At 64.6% G+C, this 20,957-nt stretch carries 19 protein-coding genes; 10 read left to right on the top strand and 9 right to left on the bottom strand.

Annotation, left to right across the window (positions count from 1 at the left end; translation table 11 throughout):
* Positions 1-4: 4 nt before the first annotated feature.
* The 5 genes from WIR04_RS11980 (at position 5) to WIR04_RS12000 (ending at position 4,893) form a co-directional block, all read left to right on the top strand.
* Positions 5-820, top strand: a complete 816-nt coding sequence (locus WIR04_RS11980) for a carbon-nitrogen hydrolase family protein (protein WP_338887145.1) — start codon at positions 5-7, stop codon at positions 818-820.
* A 53-nt stretch (positions 821-873) separates the two neighbouring features.
* Positions 874-1,644 (top strand): ABC transporter substrate-binding protein, encoded by a 771-nt coding sequence (locus tag WIR04_RS11985; RefSeq protein ID WP_338887146.1) that lies wholly within the window; start codon positions 874-876, stop codon positions 1,642-1,644.
* Between the two features lie 264 nt (positions 1,645-1,908).
* Positions 1,909-2,625: a metallophosphoesterase gene (locus tag WIR04_RS11990; protein WP_338887148.1), complete on the top strand. Its 717-nt coding sequence runs from the start codon at positions 1,909-1,911 to the stop codon at positions 2,623-2,625.
* 186 nt (positions 2,626-2,811) lie between these two features.
* Positions 2,812-4,239 (top strand): exodeoxyribonuclease I, encoded by a 1,428-nt coding sequence (gene sbcB / locus WIR04_RS11995; protein ID WP_338887150.1) that lies wholly within the window; start codon positions 2,812-2,814, stop codon positions 4,237-4,239.
* Between the two features lie 147 nt (positions 4,240-4,386).
* Positions 4,387-4,893: a hypothetical protein gene (locus WIR04_RS12000; protein ID WP_338887152.1), complete on the top strand. Its 507-nt coding sequence runs from the start codon at positions 4,387-4,389 to the stop codon at positions 4,891-4,893.
* Between the two features lie 61 nt (positions 4,894-4,954).
* On the opposite strand, the gene WIR04_RS12005 is transcribed toward WIR04_RS12000, so the two are convergent.
* Complete coding sequence (locus tag WIR04_RS12005; RefSeq protein WP_338887154.1) at positions 4,955-6,670, bottom strand: glycoside hydrolase family 36 protein; 1,716 nt, start codon at positions 6,668-6,670, stop codon at positions 4,955-4,957.
* Positions 6,671-6,800: 130 nt separating this feature from the next.
* On the opposite strand from WIR04_RS12005, the gene WIR04_RS12010 reads away from it, so the two are divergent.
* The 3 genes from WIR04_RS12010 (at position 6,801) to cdd (ending at position 8,965) form a co-directional block, all read left to right on the top strand.
* Positions 6,801-7,160, top strand: a complete 360-nt coding sequence (locus tag WIR04_RS12010) for a CidA/LrgA family protein (RefSeq protein WP_168234897.1) — start codon at positions 6,801-6,803, stop codon at positions 7,158-7,160.
* Positions 7,157-7,843, top strand: a complete 687-nt coding sequence (locus WIR04_RS12015; protein ID WP_338887159.1) for an LrgB family protein — start codon at positions 7,157-7,159, stop codon at positions 7,841-7,843. Before WIR04_RS12010 ends, WIR04_RS12015 begins: the two co-directional genes overlap by 4 nt.
* Positions 7,844-8,083: 240 nt before the next feature.
* Positions 8,084-8,965 carry a cytidine deaminase gene (cdd, locus tag WIR04_RS12020; protein WP_338887161.1) on the top strand — a complete coding sequence of 294 codons (882 nt, stop codon included), beginning with the start codon at positions 8,084-8,086 and terminating at the stop codon, positions 8,963-8,965.
* 195 nt (positions 8,966-9,160) lie between these two features.
* Here cdd and WIR04_RS12025 read toward each other — a convergent pair whose 3' ends face one another.
* From WIR04_RS12025 to WIR04_RS12035, 3 genes are all read right to left on the bottom strand, one after another.
* The gene (locus tag WIR04_RS12025) at positions 9,161-10,825 is read right to left on the bottom strand and encodes an AMP-binding protein (RefSeq protein WP_338887163.1); all 1,665 of its coding nucleotides are present in this window, start codon (positions 10,823-10,825) and stop codon (positions 9,161-9,163) included.
* 99 nt (positions 10,826-10,924) lie between these two features.
* On the bottom strand, positions 10,925-11,203 hold the full coding sequence (locus WIR04_RS12030) for a YfcL family protein (RefSeq protein ID WP_005332956.1): 279 nt from the start codon (positions 11,201-11,203) through the stop codon (positions 10,925-10,927).
* Positions 11,204-11,311: 108 nt separating this feature from the next.
* Positions 11,312-12,427: an ATP-NAD kinase family protein gene (locus tag WIR04_RS12035; RefSeq protein ID WP_338887167.1), complete on the bottom strand. Its 1,116-nt coding sequence runs from the start codon at positions 12,425-12,427 to the stop codon at positions 11,312-11,314.
* A gap of 109 nt (positions 12,428-12,536) precedes the next feature.
* Here WIR04_RS12035 and WIR04_RS12040 point away from each other — a divergent pair, with 109 nt between their 5' ends.
* Entirely contained in the window at positions 12,537-13,259 is a 723-nt protein-coding gene (locus tag WIR04_RS12040; protein ID WP_420883422.1) for a TerC family protein, read from the top strand.
* A gap of 82 nt (positions 13,260-13,341) precedes the next feature.
* On the opposite strand, the gene aroG is transcribed toward WIR04_RS12040, so the two are convergent.
* The 5 genes from aroG to WIR04_RS12065 all read right to left on the bottom strand — a co-directional run bounded on the left by aroG (position 13,342) and on the right by WIR04_RS12065 (position 19,157).
* Positions 13,342-14,397: a 3-deoxy-7-phosphoheptulonate synthase AroG gene (gene aroG / locus WIR04_RS12045; RefSeq protein ID WP_163156475.1), complete on the bottom strand. Its 1,056-nt coding sequence runs from the start codon at positions 14,395-14,397 to the stop codon at positions 13,342-13,344.
* A gap of 208 nt (positions 14,398-14,605) precedes the next feature.
* Positions 14,606-15,886 carry a 3-phosphoshikimate 1-carboxyvinyltransferase gene (aroA, locus tag WIR04_RS12050; RefSeq protein ID WP_163156478.1) on the bottom strand — a complete coding sequence of 427 codons (1,281 nt, stop codon included), beginning with the start codon at positions 15,884-15,886 and terminating at the stop codon, positions 14,606-14,608.
* Positions 15,887-16,058: 172 nt separating this feature from the next.
* Entirely contained in the window at positions 16,059-17,147 is a 1,089-nt protein-coding gene (serC, locus tag WIR04_RS12055; RefSeq protein WP_338887171.1) for a 3-phosphoserine/phosphohydroxythreonine transaminase, read from the bottom strand.
* 224 nt (positions 17,148-17,371) lie between these two features.
* Entirely contained in the window at positions 17,372-18,301 is a 930-nt protein-coding gene (locus tag WIR04_RS12060) for an electron transfer flavoprotein subunit alpha/FixB family protein (protein WP_025326695.1), read from the bottom strand.
* Positions 18,302-18,404: 103 nt separating this feature from the next.
* Positions 18,405-19,157 (bottom strand): electron transfer flavoprotein subunit beta/FixA family protein, encoded by a 753-nt coding sequence (locus WIR04_RS12065; RefSeq protein ID WP_163137020.1) that lies wholly within the window; start codon positions 19,155-19,157, stop codon positions 18,405-18,407.
* A gap of 126 nt (positions 19,158-19,283) precedes the next feature.
* Between WIR04_RS12065 and WIR04_RS12070 the strand changes: the two genes are divergently transcribed.
* Positions 19,284-20,954, top strand: a complete 1,671-nt coding sequence (locus tag WIR04_RS12070; protein WP_338887174.1) for an electron transfer flavoprotein-ubiquinone oxidoreductase — start codon at positions 19,284-19,286, stop codon at positions 20,952-20,954.
* The last annotated feature ends 3 nt before the right edge of the window (positions 20,955-20,957 follow it).

A 20,957-nucleotide genomic window follows, 5' to 3' on the forward strand; every position in this document is an offset into this window, starting at 1 on the left:
CACCATGGATTCTGTGCGCGTTGCCGTCCTGCAGATGGTCTCCGGGGATGATCTCGCCAGCAACCTGGTCCAGGCCGAGGCGCTGCTGCGCCAGGCCGCGGCCGAGGGGGCCGAGCTGGCCCTGCTGCCCGAATACTTCTACCTGATGCCTGCCGACGAGCGGGCGCGGGTGGCCCTGGCCGCCCCCGTGAGCGATCACCCTCTGCTGGCCTGGGCCCAGGGGCTGGCCCGGGAGCTCGGGATCTGGCTGCTGGCGGGCACATTGCCACTCGTAAGCGACGAGCCCGGCAAGATGCACAACAGCAGCCTGCTCATCGACCCGCGAGGGCAGCTCGCCAGCCGCTACGACAAGCTGCACCTGTTTGGCTTTTGCACCGGGCAGGAGCAGTATGACGAGGCCGCGACCATGAGCCCGGGCCGGGAGGTGGTGAGCCATCCCCTGCCCTGGGGCGTGCTGCGCTTCGGGATCTGCTACGACCTGCGCTTCCCCGAGCTGTTTCGCCTGGGGCCCGCCCCCGACTTCATCGCCCTGCCAGCGGCCTTCACCCACACCACGGGGCTCGCGCACTGGGAGCTGCTGCTGCGGGCCAGGGCGGTGGAAAATCTCGCCTTCGTGCTGGCCTCGGCCCAGGGGGGAGAGCACCCCGGCGGGCGCCGCACCTTCGGCCACAGCATGATCATCGATCCCTGGGGCCGGGTGCTGGCCCAGGTAGAGGAGGGTCAGGGACTGGCCATCGCCACCCTGGATCTGGCGGCCCAGCGCAGGGTGCGCAGCCAGCTGCCGGCCCTCACCCATCGCAAGATAGCCGTCGGCCCCTGAGGCCGGCACCATTTAGAACCATAGGCATGACACCACACTTCAAGGGACTGACCATGAAACTCAACACCGCAATGATGCTGGTGGCTCTGGCCACCGCCGGCCAGGCGGCCGCCAAACCCCTGGTGATCGCCACCGACGCCACCTACCCCCCCTTCGAGATGGTCGACAGCAGCGGCAAGCTCGGCGGCTTCGAAGTGGATCTGGCCTATGCTCTCTGCGCGGCCATGAAGACAGAGTGCGAGGTGATCAACCAGCCCTGGGATGCCCTGCTCCCCGGCCTACAGGTGCGCAAGTACGACGCCATCATGTCCTCCATGAACATCACGGACGAGCGGCGCCAGAAGGTCGCCTTCAGCCAGGTCTACTACATGATGCAGAACCGCTTCGTGGGGCGCAGCGACAAGACAGCCGACTTTGCCGACACCCCTGAGCACTTCAAGGGCAAGGTGATAGCGGTGCAGGAAGGCACGCCCCAGGATAACTTCATCACCGCCCGCTACGGTGAGGTGGCCAAGATCAAGCGCTACGTCAACGCCCAGTCCCCCATGCTGGATCTGCAGTCCAGCCGCGCCGACTACACCTTCGGCAACATGGTGCAGTTGAAGGTCGGCTTCCTCGACAAGGAGATGGGCAAGCAGTTCGCCTTCGTCGGTCCCCAGTTCAACGGCACTCAGGACAAGATCCTGGGAGAAGGGGTGGCGGTGGCCCTGCGCAAGAACGATGACAAGCTCAAGAGCCAGTTCGATGCCGCCATCGAGAGCGTCAAGGCCGATGGCACCTTCGACACCCTGCTCAAGAAGTACCAGCTCGAAGACCTGCTCTGATCCCGACGCCGGGCATCCGTCAGGCCATACCTTGCATGCCAGTCGACACCGACTGGCATCTTTTTATCCGGGATCTGCCGGCAAGGCGGCAAACTGCCCTCCGTTATGCAGGCCGCCTGTCACCTCGACGGGGAGAGCCTCCCCCACCTGCCTCTACTATGAGGAGGCAGAGCATGCCATGCTGCACTTATCCACGAGCCCCTGATCCCCCATCGGTCATCCGGCGGCGCCGCGAGCCGGTCACACCAGACAAGGAGGCAAGCCATGAACCCGTCCCCGCTGATCCGACGCTTCTCCCGCAATCCTCTGGGGCGGGATCTCGCCGTCGGCGATATCCACGGCTACTTTTCGCGGCTGGAACAGACCCTGAACCAGGCGGGATTCGATCCCGCTCGGGATCGCCTCTTCTCCGTGGGGGATCTGACGGATCGCGGCCCCGACTGCACAGCAGTGCTCGAGTGGCTGGCCAAGCCCTGGTTTCACCCTGTCTGCGGCAATCACGACGACTACGTCTGCCGTTACGAGAGCTGCGATCGGGAGAACTGGCTCCAGAACGGCGGCGGCTGGTTTCAGCAACTGACCCCGGGCGAGCAGGCGACCTTCGCCGCCCACTACCGCACCCTGCCTATCGCCATCGAAGTAGCCACTCCGGCCGGCCCGGTCGGGCTGCTCCACGCCGATTGCCCCTTCTCCTCCTGGCAGGGGCTGCTGGACCAACTGGATACGGGGGTGAGCGGCGGGAAGCTTCGGGCCATCAAGAACGTCTGCCTCTGGTCAAGGCGCCGCATCGAGCGGCTGGACGAGAGCGGTGTAGAGGATCTCGTCGCCCTGGTGGTGGGCCACACCCCGGTAGGCCGCCCGGCCCGCCTTGGCAATGTCTACTACATAGACACCGGCGGCTGGTATCCCGACGAAGGCGGCTTCTTCACCCTGCTCGACCTCCACACCCTGATGCCGCTGCCCCCGGGTACAGCCCGATAACCCCCATCCAGCCGCAGTCATGTACCTCCCTTGAGCCGACACCCTTGAGCGTTCAATAAACCGGCAGCCAGGGCGCCCGGGCTTCGCTCTGCCTGCGCTATGGTTTACCATGCTGGCAACTGCGGTGCATGGCACCGCCCACCCAGGCGCCATGGCGCCGCCATCGGACACCTCACCTCGAGCAACATGAGCAAAACAGCACAGCCCGGCAGCGAGCCTACCTTCTATTTCCACGATTACGAGACCTTCGGCATCAGCCCCGCCAGGGACAGACCGTCGCAGTTTGCGGGCATTCGCACCGACGCCGACTTCAACCTCATCGGCGAGCCGCTGGTGATCTATTGCAAGCCGCCCGCGGACTACCTGCCGGAACCGGAGGCCTGCCTCATCACCGGCATCACGCCGCAGAAGGCGATGAAGGACGGGCTCTGCGAGGCGGATTTCATCCGCCAGATCCACGAGCAGTTCGCCACCCCGAACACCTGCGTGCTGGGCTACAACAGCATCCGCTTCGATGATGAGGTGACCCGCTACACCCTCTATCGCAACTTCTATGACCCCTATGCCTACGCTTGGCAGAACGGCAACTCCCGCTGGGATATCCTCGACATGCTGCGGGCCTGCTATGCCCTGCGCCCGGAGGGGATAGAGTGGGCCCTTGACGACGAGGGCAAGCCGAGCTTCAGGCTGGAGAAGTTGACGGTGGCCAATGGCGTGGCCCACGCCAACGCCCACGATGCGCTGTCGGATGTGCTGGCCACCATAGAGATGGCCAAGCTGGTGAAAAAGGCCCAGCCCAAGCTGTTTGACTACCTGTTTGCCCTGCGCAACAAGAACAAGGTGAAGGCGCTCATCGACGTGGTGACCATGAAGCCCCTGGTCCACGTCTCCGGCATGTTCTCCCCCTGGCAGGGGTGCGCAAGCTGGGTGTCGCCGCTGGCCTGGCATCCGACCAACCAGAATGCGGTGATCATGGTGGATCTGACCCGTGACCCGACCCCCCTTGTCGAGCTCACGAGCGAGGAGATCCGCGAGCGCCTCTACACCAGGAAGGATGATCTCGGGGATCTGGCGGCCATTCCGGTGAAGCTGGTGCACATCAACAAGTGCCCGGTGCTGGCGCCGGCCGCCACCCTGACCCCGGAGCGGGCCGATCAGCTTGGCATCGACCGGGAGCAGTGCCGCAAGAGCCTGGATCTGCTGCGGGCCCATCCCGAGGTGCGGGAGAAACTGGTGGAGGTGTTCAATCAGGAGTTTGCCGGCAGCAATGACAGCGATCCCGATACCCAGCTCTACGCCGGTTTCTTCGGTCACGGTGACAAGTCCACCATGGATCTGGTGCGCGCCACCCCGGCGGATCTGCTGGGCGAGCGGGAGTTTGCCTTCACCGACTCACGGCTGCCGGAGATGCTGTTCCGCTATCGCGCCCGCAACTGGCCCCACACCTTGAGCGAAGCGGAGCAGAAGCGCTGGCGCCTGCACTGCAGCGACTACTTCAGTCGCCGTCTGCCGGACTATGTGCCCCGTCTCGAGGCGCTGGCGGAGCAGAATCAGAGTAACGAACGGAACTTTGCGATCCTAAAGAGTCTCTATCGCTATCTGGAAGATCTATGAGATGTGAGGTATTTCACACTTAAAACCCTGTCGGCTCCCCGCGCCCGCGACATAATGAGCAGGGGAGCCAAGCTCCTGATAGTTTGATAATTACATGCGCTGCCGGCATGGATGCCGTGCTCTCGACCGTTGGGGATCTCTCGTCTTATGCGTTCAGCTCTGCCTGCTCTCACCCTTGTCGCCTGTGCCTTGCTGCCCCAGGCCGCCCTGGCCGGGGTGCGTTTCGAGGTGCCGGACTACCTGCTGCGCCTGCCAGAGCAGACCTATCGGCTGATCGAGCGCAATTTCAATACCCTCTATCAGCAGACCGACTTCACCCCCCAGATCACCAACAGCTATTTCAACCACTCGGACCTCTATCGCTTCGCCGGCATTCCCCTGGCCATCACGCCCCAGAACGGCTTCCAGATGGAGATCTTCGGTCAGCTCTACAACAAGTCGTCCCAGATCTATGCCCAGATGAGCCAGGATCTCTCCCTCTATCGCACGCTGCGGGTCGACATGATGGGGGATCAGAGCGACGAGGTCGCCATCGGCATGGGGCTCGGCATTCCCCTGGGCGCCCGTCTCACCCTCAAGGCGCTCGCCTCCAGCAACGAGATCCCGGGCTATGGCTCCGCCAACTACGCCATCGGGATGGAGTGGCACTTCTAGGGATCAACATCATCCAGCAGCAAAAAGGCTCCCGAGGGAGCCTTTTTGCTGAGTGCGGCACTCAAAGATAACGGATCACCCGCCCCTGGCCCCCCGCCAGTTCCAGCGTCTCTCCCAGGGCAGTGTCGTCCCAGAAATCCGTGCCCCCTGCTGGCAGTTCAAACTGTGCAGCATGCTCGCCCCAGTTGAACAGGCAGAGCAGCTCGCCGCCCCCGGGCAGGGCCACCCGGCCTCGGCCAAACCCCATGTCATCGAAACGGGCCGCCGGGGTGCGCGCCGCGCACAGGGCCAGCAGCTTGCCAAGGTGCGTCCCCTGCACCTCGTCCAGATCCTGCAGCCGGTCGCCGGCCAGCACCATGCCACCGCTCGCCACCAGGGCGGCCAGGTGGAACTGATACTCGGACTCGCTGGCGTGCTGGCCCGGGATATCCCGCAGGCAGACGCAGTCGGGATCCAGCGCCCAGAGCCGGTCGTTCTGCCAGGCGCGGCAGAAGGCTTCCCGCGCTATCTGGCGAAAACGGGGGCCCTGGCGCTCCACGTCATCGCTCACCCGCATGCCGTGCACCAGGCCGAGGCTAGGCCAGATCGGGGCGTTGCAGCCGAGCAGGAAGGCGCCCTCCCCCGCCCCGCGCAGCACTGCGGCCATGCCACGTCTATAGGCCTCGACCCGAGTGGCGGCGGAGTCATGGAAGCGGCCGCCGTGGATGGCGCCCCAGAAGTTGGCATCCAGCTTGAAGTAGTGGATGCCCCACTGCTCGCGCAGGGTGCGAAACACGCTCTCGAGGTGGGCCTGCACCTCGGGATGGGTGCCGTCCAGCACATACCAGGGGGTGCAGCGCCAGCCGCCGTAGGTGACCCGCTCCGAGGGCAGCGGCAGGCCATCCTCCCCTTTCACGAACCAGTCAGGGTGCTGGCGGAACACGTCGGAGCCAGGCTCTGCGATGAAGGGGGCGACCCAGAGCGCGGGCTCGCAGCCGGCGGCGCGGATCTCCCCTGCCAGGGTTGCTACCCCCTGCTCGAACTTGGATGAAGGGGTGAGCCAGTCCCCCATCTTCGCCTGATAGCCGTCATCTATCTGCACGTAACGCAGAGCCGGGAAGCGCATCGCCCGCACCGCCAGGTTCTCGCGAATGTCGGCGGCGCTCACGTCCGCATAGTAGTGATACCAGGAGCACCAGCCACTCGGGCGCGCGGCCAGGTCCGCCACCAGCGAAGGGTGTTCGGCCTCGATATAGTTAGCCAGCGACCCCAGCAGTGCTTCCCTGTCCGGCCCCTCCAGGCAGATCAGCGCCTCGCTCTGCCAGTGCTGGCCGGGTGCGAGGGTGCGCCCTTCGGCGTTCATCACTATCTCCAGGCGGCCGTCCGGATAGAGGCGGAACTCGCCGCCGAAGCGGTGGCAGCTCGCGAACGCCAGCAGCAACCAGCCCCCCTCGCAGGCCAGCAGCAGCAGGTTGTGGACGGTGTGATAGCCGTCATCCTCGGTGATGCGATAGACGCCGGCGTCGGGGCAGCGACCCACCGGCTCTGGAGCCTGCCAGCTGCCCATGGTCTGGGCCAGCATCTGGAACCCCTCTCCGTAGATGGCCGCGTCGGGAGAGAGGCCAAGCGTCCCCTCAAACAGCCGCCAGTGGCGAACGGCCTCGGGACTGGACCCGGTATTGTCCAGCCTAACCCGGCACAGGGGGCCGTCCCACTGGCGGGTTTGCAGCAGTTGGGAAGGCAGGGCGGGATCGGCGGGCAACTGGCGCAATCTGGCCAGGAAAGAGGGGTACGACATGGGAGCTCCTTCTTGTGAATGGGGATGATGCCGGGACCATTGTATCCCCTGTGGGTCAGTTGACCCTGTTCCATGCCCCCCGTGCCTGTTAAACTGCGACCTCGCTCACAGTTGCCAAGATGAGGCCCCCGTGTTGTTGCAACGCGCCTTGCGCTACCTTCGTGATTTTCTGGTCATCATCGCCTGCCTGCTGGCGGGCAAGGCCCTGGCCGCCCTGCTGCCCTTCGCCTTCCCCGGCAGCATCATCGGCATGCTGCTGCTGTTCGTGCTGCTCTCTTTGCAGCTGATCCGCTTCTCCTGGGTCGAGCAGGGGGGCGGCCTGCTGCTGCGTCACATGGGGGTCCTGTTCGTGCCGGTCGCCGTCGGTCTGGTGGCCTGGCTCGAGCCCCTGCGTCAATCCTTCGGCCTCATCATGCTCTGCGTGGTGCTCGGCATAGTGCTGATCCTCGGCGCCGTCGGCCATCTCTACCAGAGGATGAACAGACAATGATGTTCTGGTTGGCCATTCCCCTGACCCTGGCGCTCTATTTCATGACCAGGGCCCTCTACCGCCGCCTGCCCTGGCCCGTCATCAATCCGGTGCTGATCCCCACCGCCGTCATCATCGGCCTGCTGCTCTGGCTGGATCTGCCGCTGGACCAGTACCAACGCGGTACCGCCCCCATCACGGCCCTGCTGGAGCCCGCCGTGGTGGCGCTGGCGCTGCCCCTCTACCAGCAGGCCCGCCAGATCCGGGACAAGCTCAAGCCCATCGTCCTCTGCACCCTCACCTCTGTGCTCATCTCGGTCTGCACCACCCTGGGCATTGGCCACCTGATGGGGGCGGATCCGGCGCTGCTCGCCTCCATCGCCACCAAGTCCATCACCACGCCGCTCGCCATGAGCGTCAGCCAGTCCCTCGGCGGCATTCCCGCCATCGCCGCCGCCGTGGTGGTGGTGGTGGGGATTGTCGGCGCCCTGATCGGCTACCCGCTGCTCAAACTACTCAAAGTGACCGATCCGGAAGCGCAAGGGCTCGCCATGGGGGCCTGCGCCCACGCCATCGGCACCGCCGCCTCCGCCGAGCAGGGGGTCACCCAGGGGGCCTTCTCGTCGCTGGCCATGGTGGTGTGCGGCGTGCTGACCGCCGCCGTCGCCCCCCTGCTGTTTGCCCTCTATCACTGGCTGACCTGAGCCCCCTCCCACGACTCCCCTGCCATGGCCGCCCCCTGCGGCCATGGCCTCTTTGCCCCTTCAAGCAGTCCATATGACACCGCCATGCCCTCCGTGCTGCGAGCAAGCGCACAGATTGCGAAAGACAAACGTTTCCTTTACCATCCCCGGCCCTTTGCCCATCAAGGCGTGAGCGCGCTCACACATTTTGCCGCGCTTGCTCCCTACAATGGCCCCCCAATTGGCCTTTGAGGACACAGTATGCATCCCCGCTTTGCCAAGCCGTTCGAGACCCTTTCCGCCCCGCTCCAGGCCGCCCTGCTGCCCATGCTGGGGGACGATTTCCAGGCCCGTTTTACCCCTGAGCAGGTGGCGACCCTGAAAGCCGCCACCGGGCTCGACGATCGGGCCCTGCGCCTGGCCCTGCTGCCGCTGGCGGCCGCCTGCTCGGTCGCCCCCATCTCCAGGTTCTTCGTCGGCGCCATCGCCTGCGGCCTGAGCGGCAGCTGGTATTTTGGCGCCAACATGGAGTTTGCGGGCCAGGGACTGTTCCACTCGGTGCACGCCGAGCAGTCCGCCATCTCCAACGCCTGGCTCGGCGGCGAGACCGGGATCAGTGAAATCACCGTCAACTACACCCCTTGCGGTCACTGCCGCCAGTTCATGAACGAGCTGAGCACCGCCAAGACCTTGAAAGTCTCCCTGCCGGATGACCTGAGCGAGCTGCAGTCCTTCCTGCCCCACTCCTTCGGCCCCGCCGATCTGGAGATCACCGATGCCCTGATGAGCCCTCAGGCCCACGACGAGCTGGTGCTCGAGAGCGACGACCCCCTGTGGCAGGCCGCGCTGGCCGCCGCCCGCCAGAGCTATGCCCCCTACAGCCAGGGCTATGCCGCTGTGGCGCTGCAGTTCGAGGACGGCCGTATCTTCTGCGGTCGCTACGCCGAGAACGCCGCCTTCAACCCGAGCCTCCCCCCCATGCAGATGGCCTGCGCCCATGCGGTGCTGGGTGGCGAGGAGCTCACCAGAGTGCGCCGCGCCGTGCTGCTGGAGAACAAGGATGGCCAGATCAGCCAGCGGGATTCGGCCCAGTCGACCCTCAAGGCCCTGGGATCCGTCCAGCTGGAGTACCAGGCGGTCTGATCCGGCGCCGGAATCTATTAGGGGAGCCACTGGCTCCCCTTTTTGCATTCATTTTCCAAATACCTTTGCCCCCTGCCAGGCCCCCCGGATCATGGGCCTGCACTGGCCGCGGCGCGCTGATTCGCGCCCAAGATGCATCAGGGGAGCCGCCGGCTCCCCTGATCTCATTGATGTTCCAGCTAGTGCGCGCCCCTGTCAGGACTCCCAGATGATGGTCCTGGCACCGGACCAGCGCTCGCCTATGTCCGCGTACTTTTGCTCCAGCAGGTGGCGGCGGATCTTCATGGTGGGGGTCAGCACCCCGTTCTCGATGTTCCAGGGGCTCTTGACCACCAGGATGCCGCGCAGGCGGGCATGGGATTCGAGCTGGCCGTTGACCCGGGTCAGGGCGGCCTCCAACTGGGCGTCGACCGCAGCCTTGTCCCCCTTCATGGCACTCTCGGCCAGCTGCACCAGGGCGACCGGTTGCGGCATGCCGTAACCGATGACGCACAGCTGCTCTATGATGGGCTCCTGCCCCAAGAGCCCCTCGATGGGCACGGGGGCGACGTACTTGCCCTTGGCGGTCTTGAACACGTCCTTCATACGGCCCGTGATGGTGAGGTAACCCTCCCTGTCCAGCTTGCCCATGTCGCCGGTGTGGAGCCAGCCCTCGGCGTCGATGGCCTCGGCGCTGTGCTCGGGATCCTTGTAGTAGCCCAGCATCATGCCGTCGCAACGGCAGAGGATCTCCCCCTCGTCGGAGATCTTGATGGTTACCCCGGGGCCCGCCTTGCCGACTGTGCCTATCTTGTCGGCCCTGAAGGGGTAGTTGAGGGTGGAGTAGGCGTGGTTCTCGGTCATGCCCCAAGCCTCGGTGATCTCGAGGCCTATGCTGTGATACCACTCGAGCAGCGCCGGGGCCACCGGGGCCGAGCCGCAACCCAGCACCCGCGCCTGATCCAGCCCAAGCCCCTTCTGCAGCTTGCGCTTGATGAGACCCGAGATGAGCGGGATCTTGAGCAGCAGCGCCAGCTTCTTCTGGGGCAGCTTCTCGTGGATCTTGATGCGGAACATGGCCCACAGCCGCGGCACCGAGATGAAGACGGTGGGTCGGCAGCGCTTGACGTCGTCGATGAAGGTATCGAGGGACTCGGGGAAGGCGATGGTGGCGCCGCTGAACAGGCTGCCGCCGTAGATGTAGACCCGCTCGGTGATGTGGGCGAGGGGCAGGTAGGAGAAGCCGCGATCCGCGGCCGTCAGGGAGACCGCTTCCACCAGCTTCTCGCAGGACCAGGCGTAGCGCTCCACGCTCAGCATGGCGCCCTTGGGCTTGCCGGTACTGCCCGAGGTGTAGACCAGGCTCAGCAGGGCATCCGGCGCCTGCACCGGGCTGTCCGGGATGGGCTCATGGGCATCGAGCAGCGCGTCCCACTGGTGGGCCGCCGGCATGGTGTCATAGGGCAGCGCTATGCGCAGCAGATCAGCGGGCACCCCCGCCTCCTGGCTCTTCCAGTCGTCCAGCTTGCCGACGAAGATCGCCTTGGCCTCGCTGTGACGCAGCACGTATTCGATGGTGTCGACGTTGGCGGTCGGATAGATGGGCACGCTCACGTACTGCCCCATCTGCATGGCGAGATCGGCGATGAACCACTCTGCGCAATTCTTGGAGAGCAGGGCCACCTTGTCCCCCGGGACCAGCCCCAGGGCACGCAGTGCCGTCACCATGCGGCGGGCCTCGTCGGCGACCTCACCCCAGGTGAAGTCGACGTATTCGCGGTTGATGGTCTGGCGAAGATAGATCCGGTCGGGACACTGCCGCTCCCAGTGATAGAGCATCTCGAGCGGCAGTTTGGTGGCAATGCGTGAGGTGGAGGCCATAGTTTAATCCCTGAAACAAAAGGCGAGCCTCATTATTAACCTTTTGATAACACTCAGGGAAGCAGATTACTTAAACTTCTGTTTGAATTGCGAATGGGATCAAGCTTCCGCCTGCTGCTGCAGACGCTTCCACATCTCCTGCACCAGCACCTCATCCTGCTCGGAGAGCTCCCCCTGCAAGATGGCCTCGTTCAGGCTGCGCAGCACATAGCTCTTTACGTCCCGCACCAGGGTCTTGCCCTCCAGCTCGGCGCGCGCCACCGCCAGGGAGATATGACCCCGAAGATAGCCGCCCGCAAACAGCTCGTCCTCGCTGGCCGTGGCGACCATGGCGTCGATCAGTCCCAACAACTTGTGTTCAAAATCGTGAATCGTCATTTAACGCAGCCTCATTTCCGGGATTGCCGGCAAAAAATTCGGGGGAGTGGAACCGCGATCTTGTTGATCGCGGCTCTCTGGCGCCAGGCCAGCCGCATCCTTGATGTCCTATTCCGGGCTGGCCACCGGGTAGATGACCTGATCCTTGTATCCCGTGGTTATGCGCAGATAACCACTTAACGACCGGTTCAGTGCCGGGTCATCGGTATCCACCAGCAGCGGACGGCCATCGAAGGCCGCCAGCTTGGACTTGGTGGCGAGCACCTGAATATGGTCTCGCCCGACGGCCCGGATCACCTCTGGACTCAGTTGCTGATTTCCGCGCCCGAACAGATGTCCCTGACCACCGATCAGGGTAATGATCAGGCGGCAGCGACGACCGCGGATCCGGGTCAGGATCTCGGCGGCGCTGAGATCCTGCCCGATAAGTTGGCCATTTTCCACCAGATCCACACCGAGCAAGGTATTTTCCAGACCCAGCTCCGCCATGCAGGCGGCCACTGTGCTCCCCGACCCCATCAGATAGAGGGTGTCAGGCTCCATCTGCTCCACCACGCCGGCGGCGAGATCGGCGAGCACCAGCTCCTCGGACTCCCGCCCGCCCTGCTTGACCGCCTGGACGTAGCGCAGATCCCCGGGCACCAGCAGCTGGCCGTAGTGGCGGGCGCGCACCTTGCCGGCGCGAAACGCCTCCTCGTCGATGTCCATCACCTCGGCATCCACCAGGCTCAGCAGCTCCCCTGCGATCATTCTGGCCGCCACCCGGCCACTCGCCGCCGGGGTCACGCCGTAGACCCCGGAGTGGATCTTGCACCCCGCCGGGATGCCGAGCACATGGCAGGACTCCCCCACCGCCGCGCAGATGTCCCGGGCGGTGCCATCGCCACCGGCAAAGAGCAGCAGATCGACCCCGGCTTCGCGCAGGGCCAGGGCGGCGGCCCGGGTATCCTCGGCGCTCGTCTGGGCCCCGGCAGGCTGGTAGAGGATGCGGTGAGGCAGCGCCAGCTCGGCGGCCAGTGTCTCCCCCATCTCCCCCGCCACCGTCAGCAGCTCGAACTGCTCTGTGAGCGAGCACAGGGGCAGCAGGGCCTGACGGGCCCGCTCCCGGGCCTTGGGCATGGCGCCCCGCGCCAGCGCCTCGGCCACCATGCCGTCGCTGCCCTTGAGACCGACCGCACCGCCGATGCCGGCGATGGGGTTGATGATGAGCCCTAATCGAAACATGTTTTCCTCCCGTTGGATGGCTGCCATTTTTATCTTTTCGCGCTACTGGGACAAGCCATAACCCCCTGCTAGAATGCGCTGCTTCAAATTTTTCAACCAAGGTTCAATCATGCTGGAATGGATTGCTGACCCCTCAGCCTGGGTGGCGCTCGCCACCCTGACCCTGCTCGAGATCGTGCTGGGCATCGACAACATCATCTTTATCTCCATCCTGGTGGGGCGACTGCCGGAGGCTCAGCGCCAGAAGGCGCGGATCCTGGGGCTGGGGCTTGCCATGGGCACCCGCATCCTGCTGCTGCTCTCCCTGGCCTGGGTGATGCGTCTCACCGAGCCGCTGTTCAGCGTGCTGGATGAGGCCATCTCGGGCCGGGATCTGATCCTGCTGGTGGGGGGCCTGTTCCTCATCGCCAAGAGTACCCACGAGATCCACCAGAGCCTGGAGGGCGCCGCCGAGGAGCCCGGTGCAGTGAGCAAGACCGCAGGCTTCCTGTCGACACTGGTGCAGATCGCCATCCTCGACATCATCTTCAGCCTGGACTCCGTCATCACCGCCGTCGGCATGGCAGACCACGTGCCCGTCATGGTGCTGGCCATCGTCATCGCCGTCGGTGTCATGATGTTTGCCGCCAAGGCCATCGGTGACTTCGTCGACGAGCACCCCACCATCAAGATGCTGGCGCTCGCCTTCCTGATCCTGGTCGGCGTCGCCCTGGTCGGCGAGGGGCTGGACATGCACATTCCGAAGGGCTACATCTACTTCGCCATGGCCTTCTCGCTGGTGGTGGAGATGATCAACATCCGCCTCCGTGGTCATCAGGAGCGGGCCAAGTAAGCCCCTCTTGCTGAGCCAAAAAAAAGCGCGACCCTGGGTCGCGCTTTTTTATTGCCGTGAGCGGGGCATCCCCGCCCCGGCCTCAGAGTGCGTTGCGGGTGGCGACCGCATCGGCCAGATTGCGCAGCAGCACCTCGGTATCGGCCCAGCCGATGCAGGCGTCGGTGATGCTCTGACCGAAGGTGAGCTCGCACCCTTCCACCAGATCCTGGCGACCCTCCACCAGGTGGCTCTCCACCATGACGCCGAACACCGCCTTGCTGCCGGCGCGCAGCTGACCGGCCACGTCCTCGGCCACCAGCATCTGGTTCTTGAACTGCTTGCTGCTGTTGGCGTGGCTGAAGTCGATCATCACCTTCTGGGGCAGACCGGCCTTGTCCAGCCCTTTCACCACCTCATCCACGTGGGCGGCGCTGTAGTTCGGCTCGCGGCCACCGCGCAGTATGATGTGACAATCCGGGTTGCCTCTGGTCGAGACGATGGCGGAGTGACCGTACTTGGTCACCGACAGGAAGTGGTGCGGTGCGCTGGCGGCGCCGATGGCATCGATGGCCACCTTGATGGTGCCGTCGGTGCCGTTCTTGAAGCCCACCGGGCAGGAGAGACCCGAGGCCAGCTCGCGGTGCACCTGGGATTCGGTGGTGCGGGCCCCGATGGCGCCCCAGCTCATCAGATCCGCCACGTATTGCGGGGTGATCATGTCGAGGAACTCGGAGGCGGTCGGCAGCCCCATGTCGTTGAGATCCAGCAGCAGCTTGCGACCCAGGCGCAGGCCGTCGTTGATCTGGCAGCTGTTGTCGAGGTAGGGATCGTTGATCAGCCCCTTCCAGCCCACAGTGGTGCGCGGCTTCTCGAAGTAGACCCGCATCACGATCTCCAGCTGGCCCTTGAGCTCGTCGCGCAGGGTCTTGAGGCGCTTGCCGTATTCCAGCGCGGCCACCGGATCGTGGATGGAGCAGGGACCTATCACCACCAGCAGGCGCTGATCTTCACCGGCCAGGATCTGATGGATGGCCTGACGGGATTCAAACACGGTATTTGAGGCGGTCTCGGTCGCCGGAAACTTCTCAAGCACCGCAACCGGGGGCAATAACTCTTTGATTTCACTGATACGAACGTCGTCGGTTTGATGCTGCATGACCAAGTTTCCTGCTAAATGACTGCGATGAAGAAACTTCAATCTAGCCCGCGACCGGGACGGTGTAAATAGAAAATTACATTCTTGGACAAGGAATTTTATCGGCGCACCTTGCAAGTTTTGATAATGCTGCTAGGGATGTTGGCAAACCGGGGGAGAAGACGGGAGGCAGAAACGAACAGGCCCGCACAAGGCGGGCCCGACGGACTTAAGCCTGGCTGATGCTGGCCAGCTTGGTGAAGTAGTCCGGGAAGGTCTTGGAGGTACAACCCGGATCATTGATGGTGACAGCGGTATCGGACAGCGCCACCAGGGAGAAGCACATGGCGATGCGGTGATCGTTGTAGGTATCGATCTCGGCGTGCTTGAGCTGCTCCGGCGGGGTGACGGTGATGAAGTCGTGCCCCTCCTCCACTTCCACGCCCAGCTTGCGCAGCTCGGTCGCCATGGCGTGCAGGCGATCCGTCTCCTTCACCCGCCAGTTGTAGATGTTGCGAATGGCGGTGGGCCCCTTCGCAAACAGCGCCGCAACGGCGATGGTCATGGCCGCATCCGGGATGTGGTTCATGTCCATGTCGACGCCGTGCAGGGGGGCCTGCTCGGCCTCGATGAAGTCGTCGCCCCAGGTGATGCGGGCGCCCATCTTCTCCAGCACGTCGGCGAAGTGGATGTCCCCCTGGATGCTGTGCTTGCCGATGCCGGTGACCCGCACCTTGCCCTTGATGGCGCCTGCCGCGAGGAAATAGGAGGCGCTGGAGGCATCCCCTTCCACCAGGAAGTCACCGGGGCTGACATAGGTCTGGTTGCCCTTGATGTAGAACACCTTGTAGTCGTCGTGCTCGATGACCACCCCGAACTGCTTCATGATGTGCAGTGTGATGTCGATGTAGGGCTTGGAGACCAGCTCCCCCTTGATGTGGATGCGGGTGTCGCCGGCCGCCATGGGTGCCGCCATCAAGAAGGCGGTCAGGAACTGGCTGGAGACGGAGCCGTCGACGTGCACGTCGCCGCCCCACAGACCCTTGGCATCCACCACCAGGGGCGGATAGCCATCTTTTTTCAGGTACTGGATATGGGCACCCGCTTCCCGCAGGGCATCCACCAGATGACCGATGGGACGCTCTTCCATGCGAGGCTCGCCCCCCAGCATGTACTCACCGGAGCCCAGGCAGAGGGCGGCGCAGAGTGGGCGCATAGCGGTGCCGGCGTTGCCGAGGAAGAGGTTGACCGGTGCCGATACCGCAAAGCTGCGACCCAGGCCATGCACGGTGCACTCGGTCTTGTCGGCGGAGAGCTTGTACTTGACCCCGAGCTGGGTCAGCGCCGCCAGCATGTGGCGGATGTCATCGCTGTCGAGCAGGTTGGTCAGCCGGGTAGTGCCCCGTGCCAGTGCTGCCAGCAGCAGGGCTCGGTTAGAGACACTTTTGGAGCCAGGCAGATTGACCACCCCGGCCACGCTAGAAATGGGTTCCAAACGCAACGAATTCATAGACTTCCTGTACAATCTCAAGTAAATCACCTGACCGGACGTTAACAGCCCGCGCACCGCGCGGCAAGACCGTCTGTGGCACAAAACCGGGGCAGCCGGGCTGGCGGTCAGGATCTTCTGGAAAAACAGACGCCGGGGAGTCCCCGGCGCCTTGCTATCGGGGGAAGACGCCTCAGCCGTGGCGCTTGGCAAAGCCATCCATAAAGCTCACCAGGGCCTTGACCCCTTCCAACGGCATGGCGTTGTAGAGGCTGGCACGCATGCCGCCGACGATGCGGTGCCCCTTGAGCGCCAGCAGACCGGCGGCTTCAGACTCCGCCAGGAACTGCTTGTCCAGGGCCTCGTTTTTGAGCTGGAAGGGCACATTCATGCGGGAGCGGCAGGCCGCATCCACCTTGTTGCCGTAGAAGCTGGAGTCGTCGAGGTAGCCGTAGAGGAAGTCGGCCTTCGCCTTGTTGCGCGCCTCCATCGCCTCCAGCCCGCCCTGTTCTTTGAGCCACTCGAACACCAGGCCGGCCAGATACCAGGCGTAGGTGGGGGGGGTGTTGAACATGGAGTCGTTCTTGGCGGTGAGCTGGTAGTCAAAGATCGAGGGCACGTCGGCTCTCGCCTGGTTCAGCAGGTCGTCCCGCACTATGGCGATGGCGAGGCCAGAGGGGCCTATGTTCTTCTGGGCACCGGCGTAGAGGATGCCGAAGCGGCTCACGTCGATGGGACGGGAGAGGATGGTGGAGGAGAGATCCGCCACCAGGGGCACATCGCCGGTGGCCGGGATGTCGAACATCTCGATGCCATCTATGGTTTCGTTCGGGCAGTAGTGCACATAGGCCGCATCGGCGCGAAACGCCGGGGTCGGCAGCAGGTGGCTTATCCCCTGCGCGTTCTTCGCCACCCCCTGGAAGGTCTGGATGTCCCCGTATTTCTGGGCCTCATCCACGGCGCTCTGGGCCCAGACGCCGGTCAGCAGGTAATCGGCCTTTTTATTGGCGCCGCCGAGCAGGTTCATGGGCACGGCAGAGAACTGGCCGCGACCGCCACCGTGCATGAACAACACCTTGTAGTTGTCCGGCACCGCCAGCAAGTCGCGCAGATCGGCTTCGGCCTTCTCGGCGACCGCCATATAGGGCTTGCCGCGATGGGACAGCTCCATGACCGAGGCTCCCAGCCCCTGGAAATTACAAAATTCGCGCTGGGCGCGCTCCATGACTTCAACCGGCAACATGGCGGGGCCGGCGCAGAAGTTGTAAATCTGTTTGCTCATGACGCTTTCCGTGGATGAATGAGAGTGATCGATGACTTGAATGTTTTTACACGACAGGCCCCCGTGGGGGCAAAGGCTTTTTGGGATCCGGCGCAACCTTTTGCCCCCATGGCCGACGCCACCACCATGGAAAAAGCCCTGAACGGGCCAGGGCTTGCAGAGAACATGCATGGAAACGGAGGCGAGACAGCACGGACGGCTTTCTGCCCCCCTTTTTGGCAACTTTACAGCTTGGCGGTGAGCTCGGGCAGCAGGCTGAACAAGTCCCCCACCAGGCCATAGTCCGCCACCTGGAAGATGGGGGCCTCCGGATCCTTGTTGATGGCGACTATCACCTTCGACTCCTTCATCCCCGCCAGATGCTGTATGGCCCCCGAGATGCCGACCGCGATGTAGAGCTCGGGGGCCACTATCTTGCCGGTCTGGCCCACCTGCAGATCGTTGGCGACGAAACCCGCATCCACCGCCGCCCGCGAGGCACCGACCGCAGCCCCCAGCTTGTCGGCCAGGGCGTCAATCAGGGCAAACTGCGCCTTGGAGCCGAGCGCCCGCCCGCCAGAGACCACCACCCGCGCCGCGCCAAGCTCGGGCCGTGCGGATCGCACCGCACGCCGCTCGATGAGCCGGGTCCGGCAGGCCAGCTCGGGAACGGGGAGGTGCTCGACCCTGGCCTCAGCCCCCCCGCTTTCGGCACAAGGGAAGGCCGATGCCCGTATGCTGAGCACCTTGACGGGCGCCGCACTCGTCACCCGGGCAATGGCGTTGCCCGCATAGAGGGGGCGCAGGAAGGTGTCAGGCCCCTCTATGTCCGTCACCTCGGAGATCATCTCCACCCCCAGCCTGGCCGCCACCCTCGGCAGCAGATCCTTGCCGTGGCTGCTCGCCGCCATCAGGCAGTGCTGATAGTCCCGTACCACGGGGGCCAGCAGCCGATCGATACCGTCATTGAGCCCTTCCGCCAGCATGGGATGTTCGGCCAGCAGCACCCGGGTGACTCCCTGCAAGGAGGCCGCCTGCTCCCCCGCCTCCGCCAGCCCCTGACCCAGCAGCAGCAGGTGGACCTCGGCGCCGATCCGGGTCGCCGCCGTGACCAGACGGGCGGCGCTGTCCGCCAGCTGGCCCTGATGATGTTCGGCAATAATGAGTACGCTCATGGCTGCACCTTGATGATGTCCGTTGATGTTCCTGTCTGTCCGCCAACGCGCCCGCTGGTGGCAGCCGGCCGGCCTGGGGGATAGGCCGTGACCCTGCATGTGCTCATGGGATCACCTTGGCTTCGTTCTTGAGCCTGTCCAGCAGCTCGTCCACCGAGCCCACCCTGATGCCGGCGCGCCGGGGGGCAGGCGCCATCACCCCGAGCAGCCGGGTCTGACCGGCGGGCTCGACCCCAAGGGCCGCAAAGGGGGCGCTCTCAATCGGCTTGCGCTTGGCCTTCATGATGTTGGGGAGCGAGGCGAAGCGGGGTTCGTTCAGGCGCAGGTCCACCGTCACCACGGCAGGCAGCCCCATGCCGAGGGTCTCGAGACCACCGTCTATCTCGCGGGTCACCTGCAGCTCCCCCTCCACCAGCTTGATGGCGGAGGCGAAGGTGGCGAGCGGCCAGTCGCAGAGGGCCGAGAGCATCTGGCCGACCTGGTTGTTGTCGGAATCGATGGACTGCTTGCCGAGCAGCACCAGGCTGGGCTGCTCCCGCTCGCACACCTTTTGCAGGGCGCGGGCCACGGTGAGCGGGGTCAGAGTCTCGTCGGTGACATAGTGCAGGGCCCTATCCGCCCCCAGCGCCAGGGCATGGCGCAGCTGCTCGGCCGCCGCCTCCGGGCCCAGGGTCACCACCACCAGCTCGGTGGCCACCCCGGCTTCGCGCAGCCTCACCCCCTCCTCCACCGCGATTTCACAAAACGGGTTGATGCCCATCTTCACATTGGCGAGCTCCACATCGGAGCCATCGCTCTTGACCCGGATCCTGACGTTGAAATCAACGACCCGTTTGACAGCGACCAGCAGCTTCATGGCGGTCATCCCTCGTATCGGTTGAGTGAATCCATTTTGCACCCTCACACTTTTATGCTGACAAAATGGTTTACGTTTACGTAAACTACCAGCACTACCCTAGGCCAAGTCGAGCGCAGAGGCAAGATGGAACGCGAAGCAATGGAATTTGATGTCGTCATCGTCGGTGGCGGCCCGGCTGGCCTCAGTGCCGCCATCGCATTGAAGCAGCAGGCCCCGGATCTCTCGGTCTGCCTGCTGGAGAAGGGGGCTGAAGTGGGTGCCCATCTGCTCTCCGGCGCCCTGCTCGATCCCGTCGCCCTCAAGGAGCTGCTGCCGGCGCGCTGGCAAGAGGCGCCCCTCGGCGTACCGGTCACGGATGATCGGGTCCATCTGCTGCAAAGCGCGTCGCGCGCCCTGCAACTGCCCAACTGGGCTGTGCCCCCGCGCATGCACAACGACGGCTGCCACATCATCAGCCTCGGCAACCTCTGCCGCTGGCTCGCCCGGGAGGCCGAGGCGCTCGGTGTCGAGATCTACCCCGGCTTCGCGGCGAGTGAACTCATAGTGGAAGAGAGCAGGATAAGAGGGGTGCTGACAGGGGATCTGGGTCTCGACAAAGAGGGCAACCCAAAGCCGGATCACGTGCCCGGCATGGCGCTCTATGGCCGCTACACCCTGTTCGCCGAGGGGGCCCGCGGCCACCTCGGCAAGCAGCTTGGCGCCCTGTTCAAGCTGGAAAATACCGCCCAGCCCCAGCACCAACCCCAGCACTATGCCATCGGCTTCAAGGAGCTGTGGCAGGTGCCCGCCGGTCAGTCTCATCCCGGCCGAGTGCTGCACGGCAGCGGCTGGCCGCTCGGGGAGCTGCGGGGCAGCAAGAGTCAGGGGGGCTTTTACCTCTATCATCTGGCGGACAACCAGGTAGCGGTCGGCCTCATCGTCGATCTCAACTACCAGAATCCCTGGCTCAGCCCCTTCGACGAGTTCCAGCGCCTCAAGCACCACCCTCTCATCGCCGCAACACTGCAGGGGGGGGAACGCATCAGCTACGGCGCCCGGGCCATCACCAAGGGGGGCTGGCACTCATTGCCCCGCATGCATTTCCCCGGCGGCCTGCTCATCGGCTGCGATGCGGGCACCCTGGATTTCTCCCGCATCAAGGGCATTCACACCGCCATGAAGTCCGGCATGCTGGCGGCCGGCACTGTCGCCATGAGCCTGCGCGGTGGCGATGAGGGCGGGCGGGATCTCGCCGAGTATGGCGATGCGCTGCAACAGAGCTGGCTGGCCCGGGAGTTGATCGCGGCCCGCAACTTCGGCGCCGCCCTGCACCGCTTCGGTCCCTGGCTCGGCGGCGCCTTCAACTGGCTGGAGCAACGGCTGTTTACCCGCGCCTCTCCTTTTACCCTGCTGGACAAGGAGCCGGACTACCGCCAACTGCGCCTGGCCAGCCGCTGCCAGCCCATCGACTACCCCAAGCCGGACGGGCGACTCAGCTTCGACAAGCTCTCTTCGGTGTATCTGGCCAACACCAGCCACGACGAGGATCAGCCCTGCCACCTCAAGTTGCAGGACGAGCGCATCCCGGTGGCGGTCAACCTGCCCACCTGGGCGGAGCCCGCCCAGCGCTACTGCCCGGCCGGCGTCTTTGAGATCATTGAGGCCGAGATCCCGGAGACGGAGGGCCAGCCTCGCTTGCAGATCAACGCGGCCAACTGCATCCACTGCAAGACCTGCGACATCAAGGATCCCAGTCAGAATATCGTCTGGACCCCGCCTCAGGGAGGCTCGGGTCCCAACTACCCCAATATGTGAGAT

Origin of the sequence: Aeromonas rivipollensis (genome assembly GCF_037811135.1) — a bacterium.
In the GTDB taxonomy this organism is placed as follows: domain Bacteria; phylum Pseudomonadota; class Gammaproteobacteria; order Enterobacterales; family Aeromonadaceae; genus Aeromonas; species Aeromonas rivipollensis.

Excerpts from the sequence above, each read along its gene's own strand:
- sbcB (WP_338887150.1), top strand. The coding sequence starts at position 2,812 with ATGAGCAAAACAGCACAGCCCGGCAGCGAGCCTACCTTCTATTTCCAC.
- WIR04_RS12005 (WP_338887154.1), bottom strand. The coding sequence starts at position 6,670 with ATGTCGTACCCCTCTTTCCTGGCCAGATTGCGCCAGTTGCCCGCCGAT.
- WIR04_RS11990 (WP_338887148.1), top strand. The coding sequence starts at position 1,909 with ATGAACCCGTCCCCGCTGATCCGACGCTTCTCCCGCAATCCTCTGGGG.
- WIR04_RS12035 (WP_338887167.1), bottom strand. The coding sequence starts at position 12,427 with ATGTTTCGATTAGGGCTCATCATCAACCCCATCGCCGGCATCGGCGGT.
- WIR04_RS11985 (WP_338887146.1), top strand. The coding sequence starts at position 874 with ATGAAACTCAACACCGCAATGATGCTGGTGGCTCTGGCCACCGCCGGC.
- WIR04_RS12000 (WP_338887152.1), top strand. The coding sequence starts at position 4,387 with ATGCGTTCAGCTCTGCCTGCTCTCACCCTTGTCGCCTGTGCCTTGCTG.
- WIR04_RS12025 (WP_338887163.1), bottom strand. The coding sequence starts at position 10,825 with ATGGCCTCCACCTCACGCATTGCCACCAAACTGCCGCTCGAGATGCTC.
- WIR04_RS12065 (WP_163137020.1), bottom strand. The coding sequence starts at position 19,157 with ATGAAGCTGCTGGTCGCTGTCAAACGGGTCGTTGATTTCAACGTCAGG.
- WIR04_RS12040 (WP_420883422.1), top strand. The coding sequence starts at position 12,537 with ATGCTGGAATGGATTGCTGACCCCTCAGCCTGGGTGGCGCTCGCCACC.
- WIR04_RS12070 (WP_338887174.1), top strand. The coding sequence starts at position 19,284 with ATGGAACGCGAAGCAATGGAATTTGATGTCGTCATCGTCGGTGGCGGC.
- WIR04_RS12015 (WP_338887159.1), top strand. The coding sequence starts at position 7,157 with ATGATGTTCTGGTTGGCCATTCCCCTGACCCTGGCGCTCTATTTCATG.
- serC (WP_338887171.1), bottom strand. The coding sequence starts at position 17,147 with ATGAGCAAACAGATTTACAACTTCTGCGCCGGCCCCGCCATGTTGCCG.
- WIR04_RS12060 (WP_025326695.1), bottom strand. The coding sequence starts at position 18,301 with ATGAGCGTACTCATTATTGCCGAACATCATCAGGGCCAGCTGGCGGAC.
- WIR04_RS11980 (WP_338887145.1), top strand. The coding sequence starts at position 5 with ATGGATTCTGTGCGCGTTGCCGTCCTGCAGATGGTCTCCGGGGATGAT.
- aroG (WP_163156475.1), bottom strand. The coding sequence starts at position 14,397 with ATGCAGCATCAAACCGACGACGTTCGTATCAGTGAAATCAAAGAGTTA.
- cdd (WP_338887161.1), top strand. The coding sequence starts at position 8,084 with ATGCATCCCCGCTTTGCCAAGCCGTTCGAGACCCTTTCCGCCCCGCTC.
- WIR04_RS12030 (WP_005332956.1), bottom strand. The coding sequence starts at position 11,203 with ATGACGATTCACGATTTTGAACACAAGTTGTTGGGACTGATCGACGCC.
- aroA (WP_163156478.1), bottom strand. The coding sequence starts at position 15,886 with ATGAATTCGTTGCGTTTGGAACCCATTTCTAGCGTGGCCGGGGTGGTC.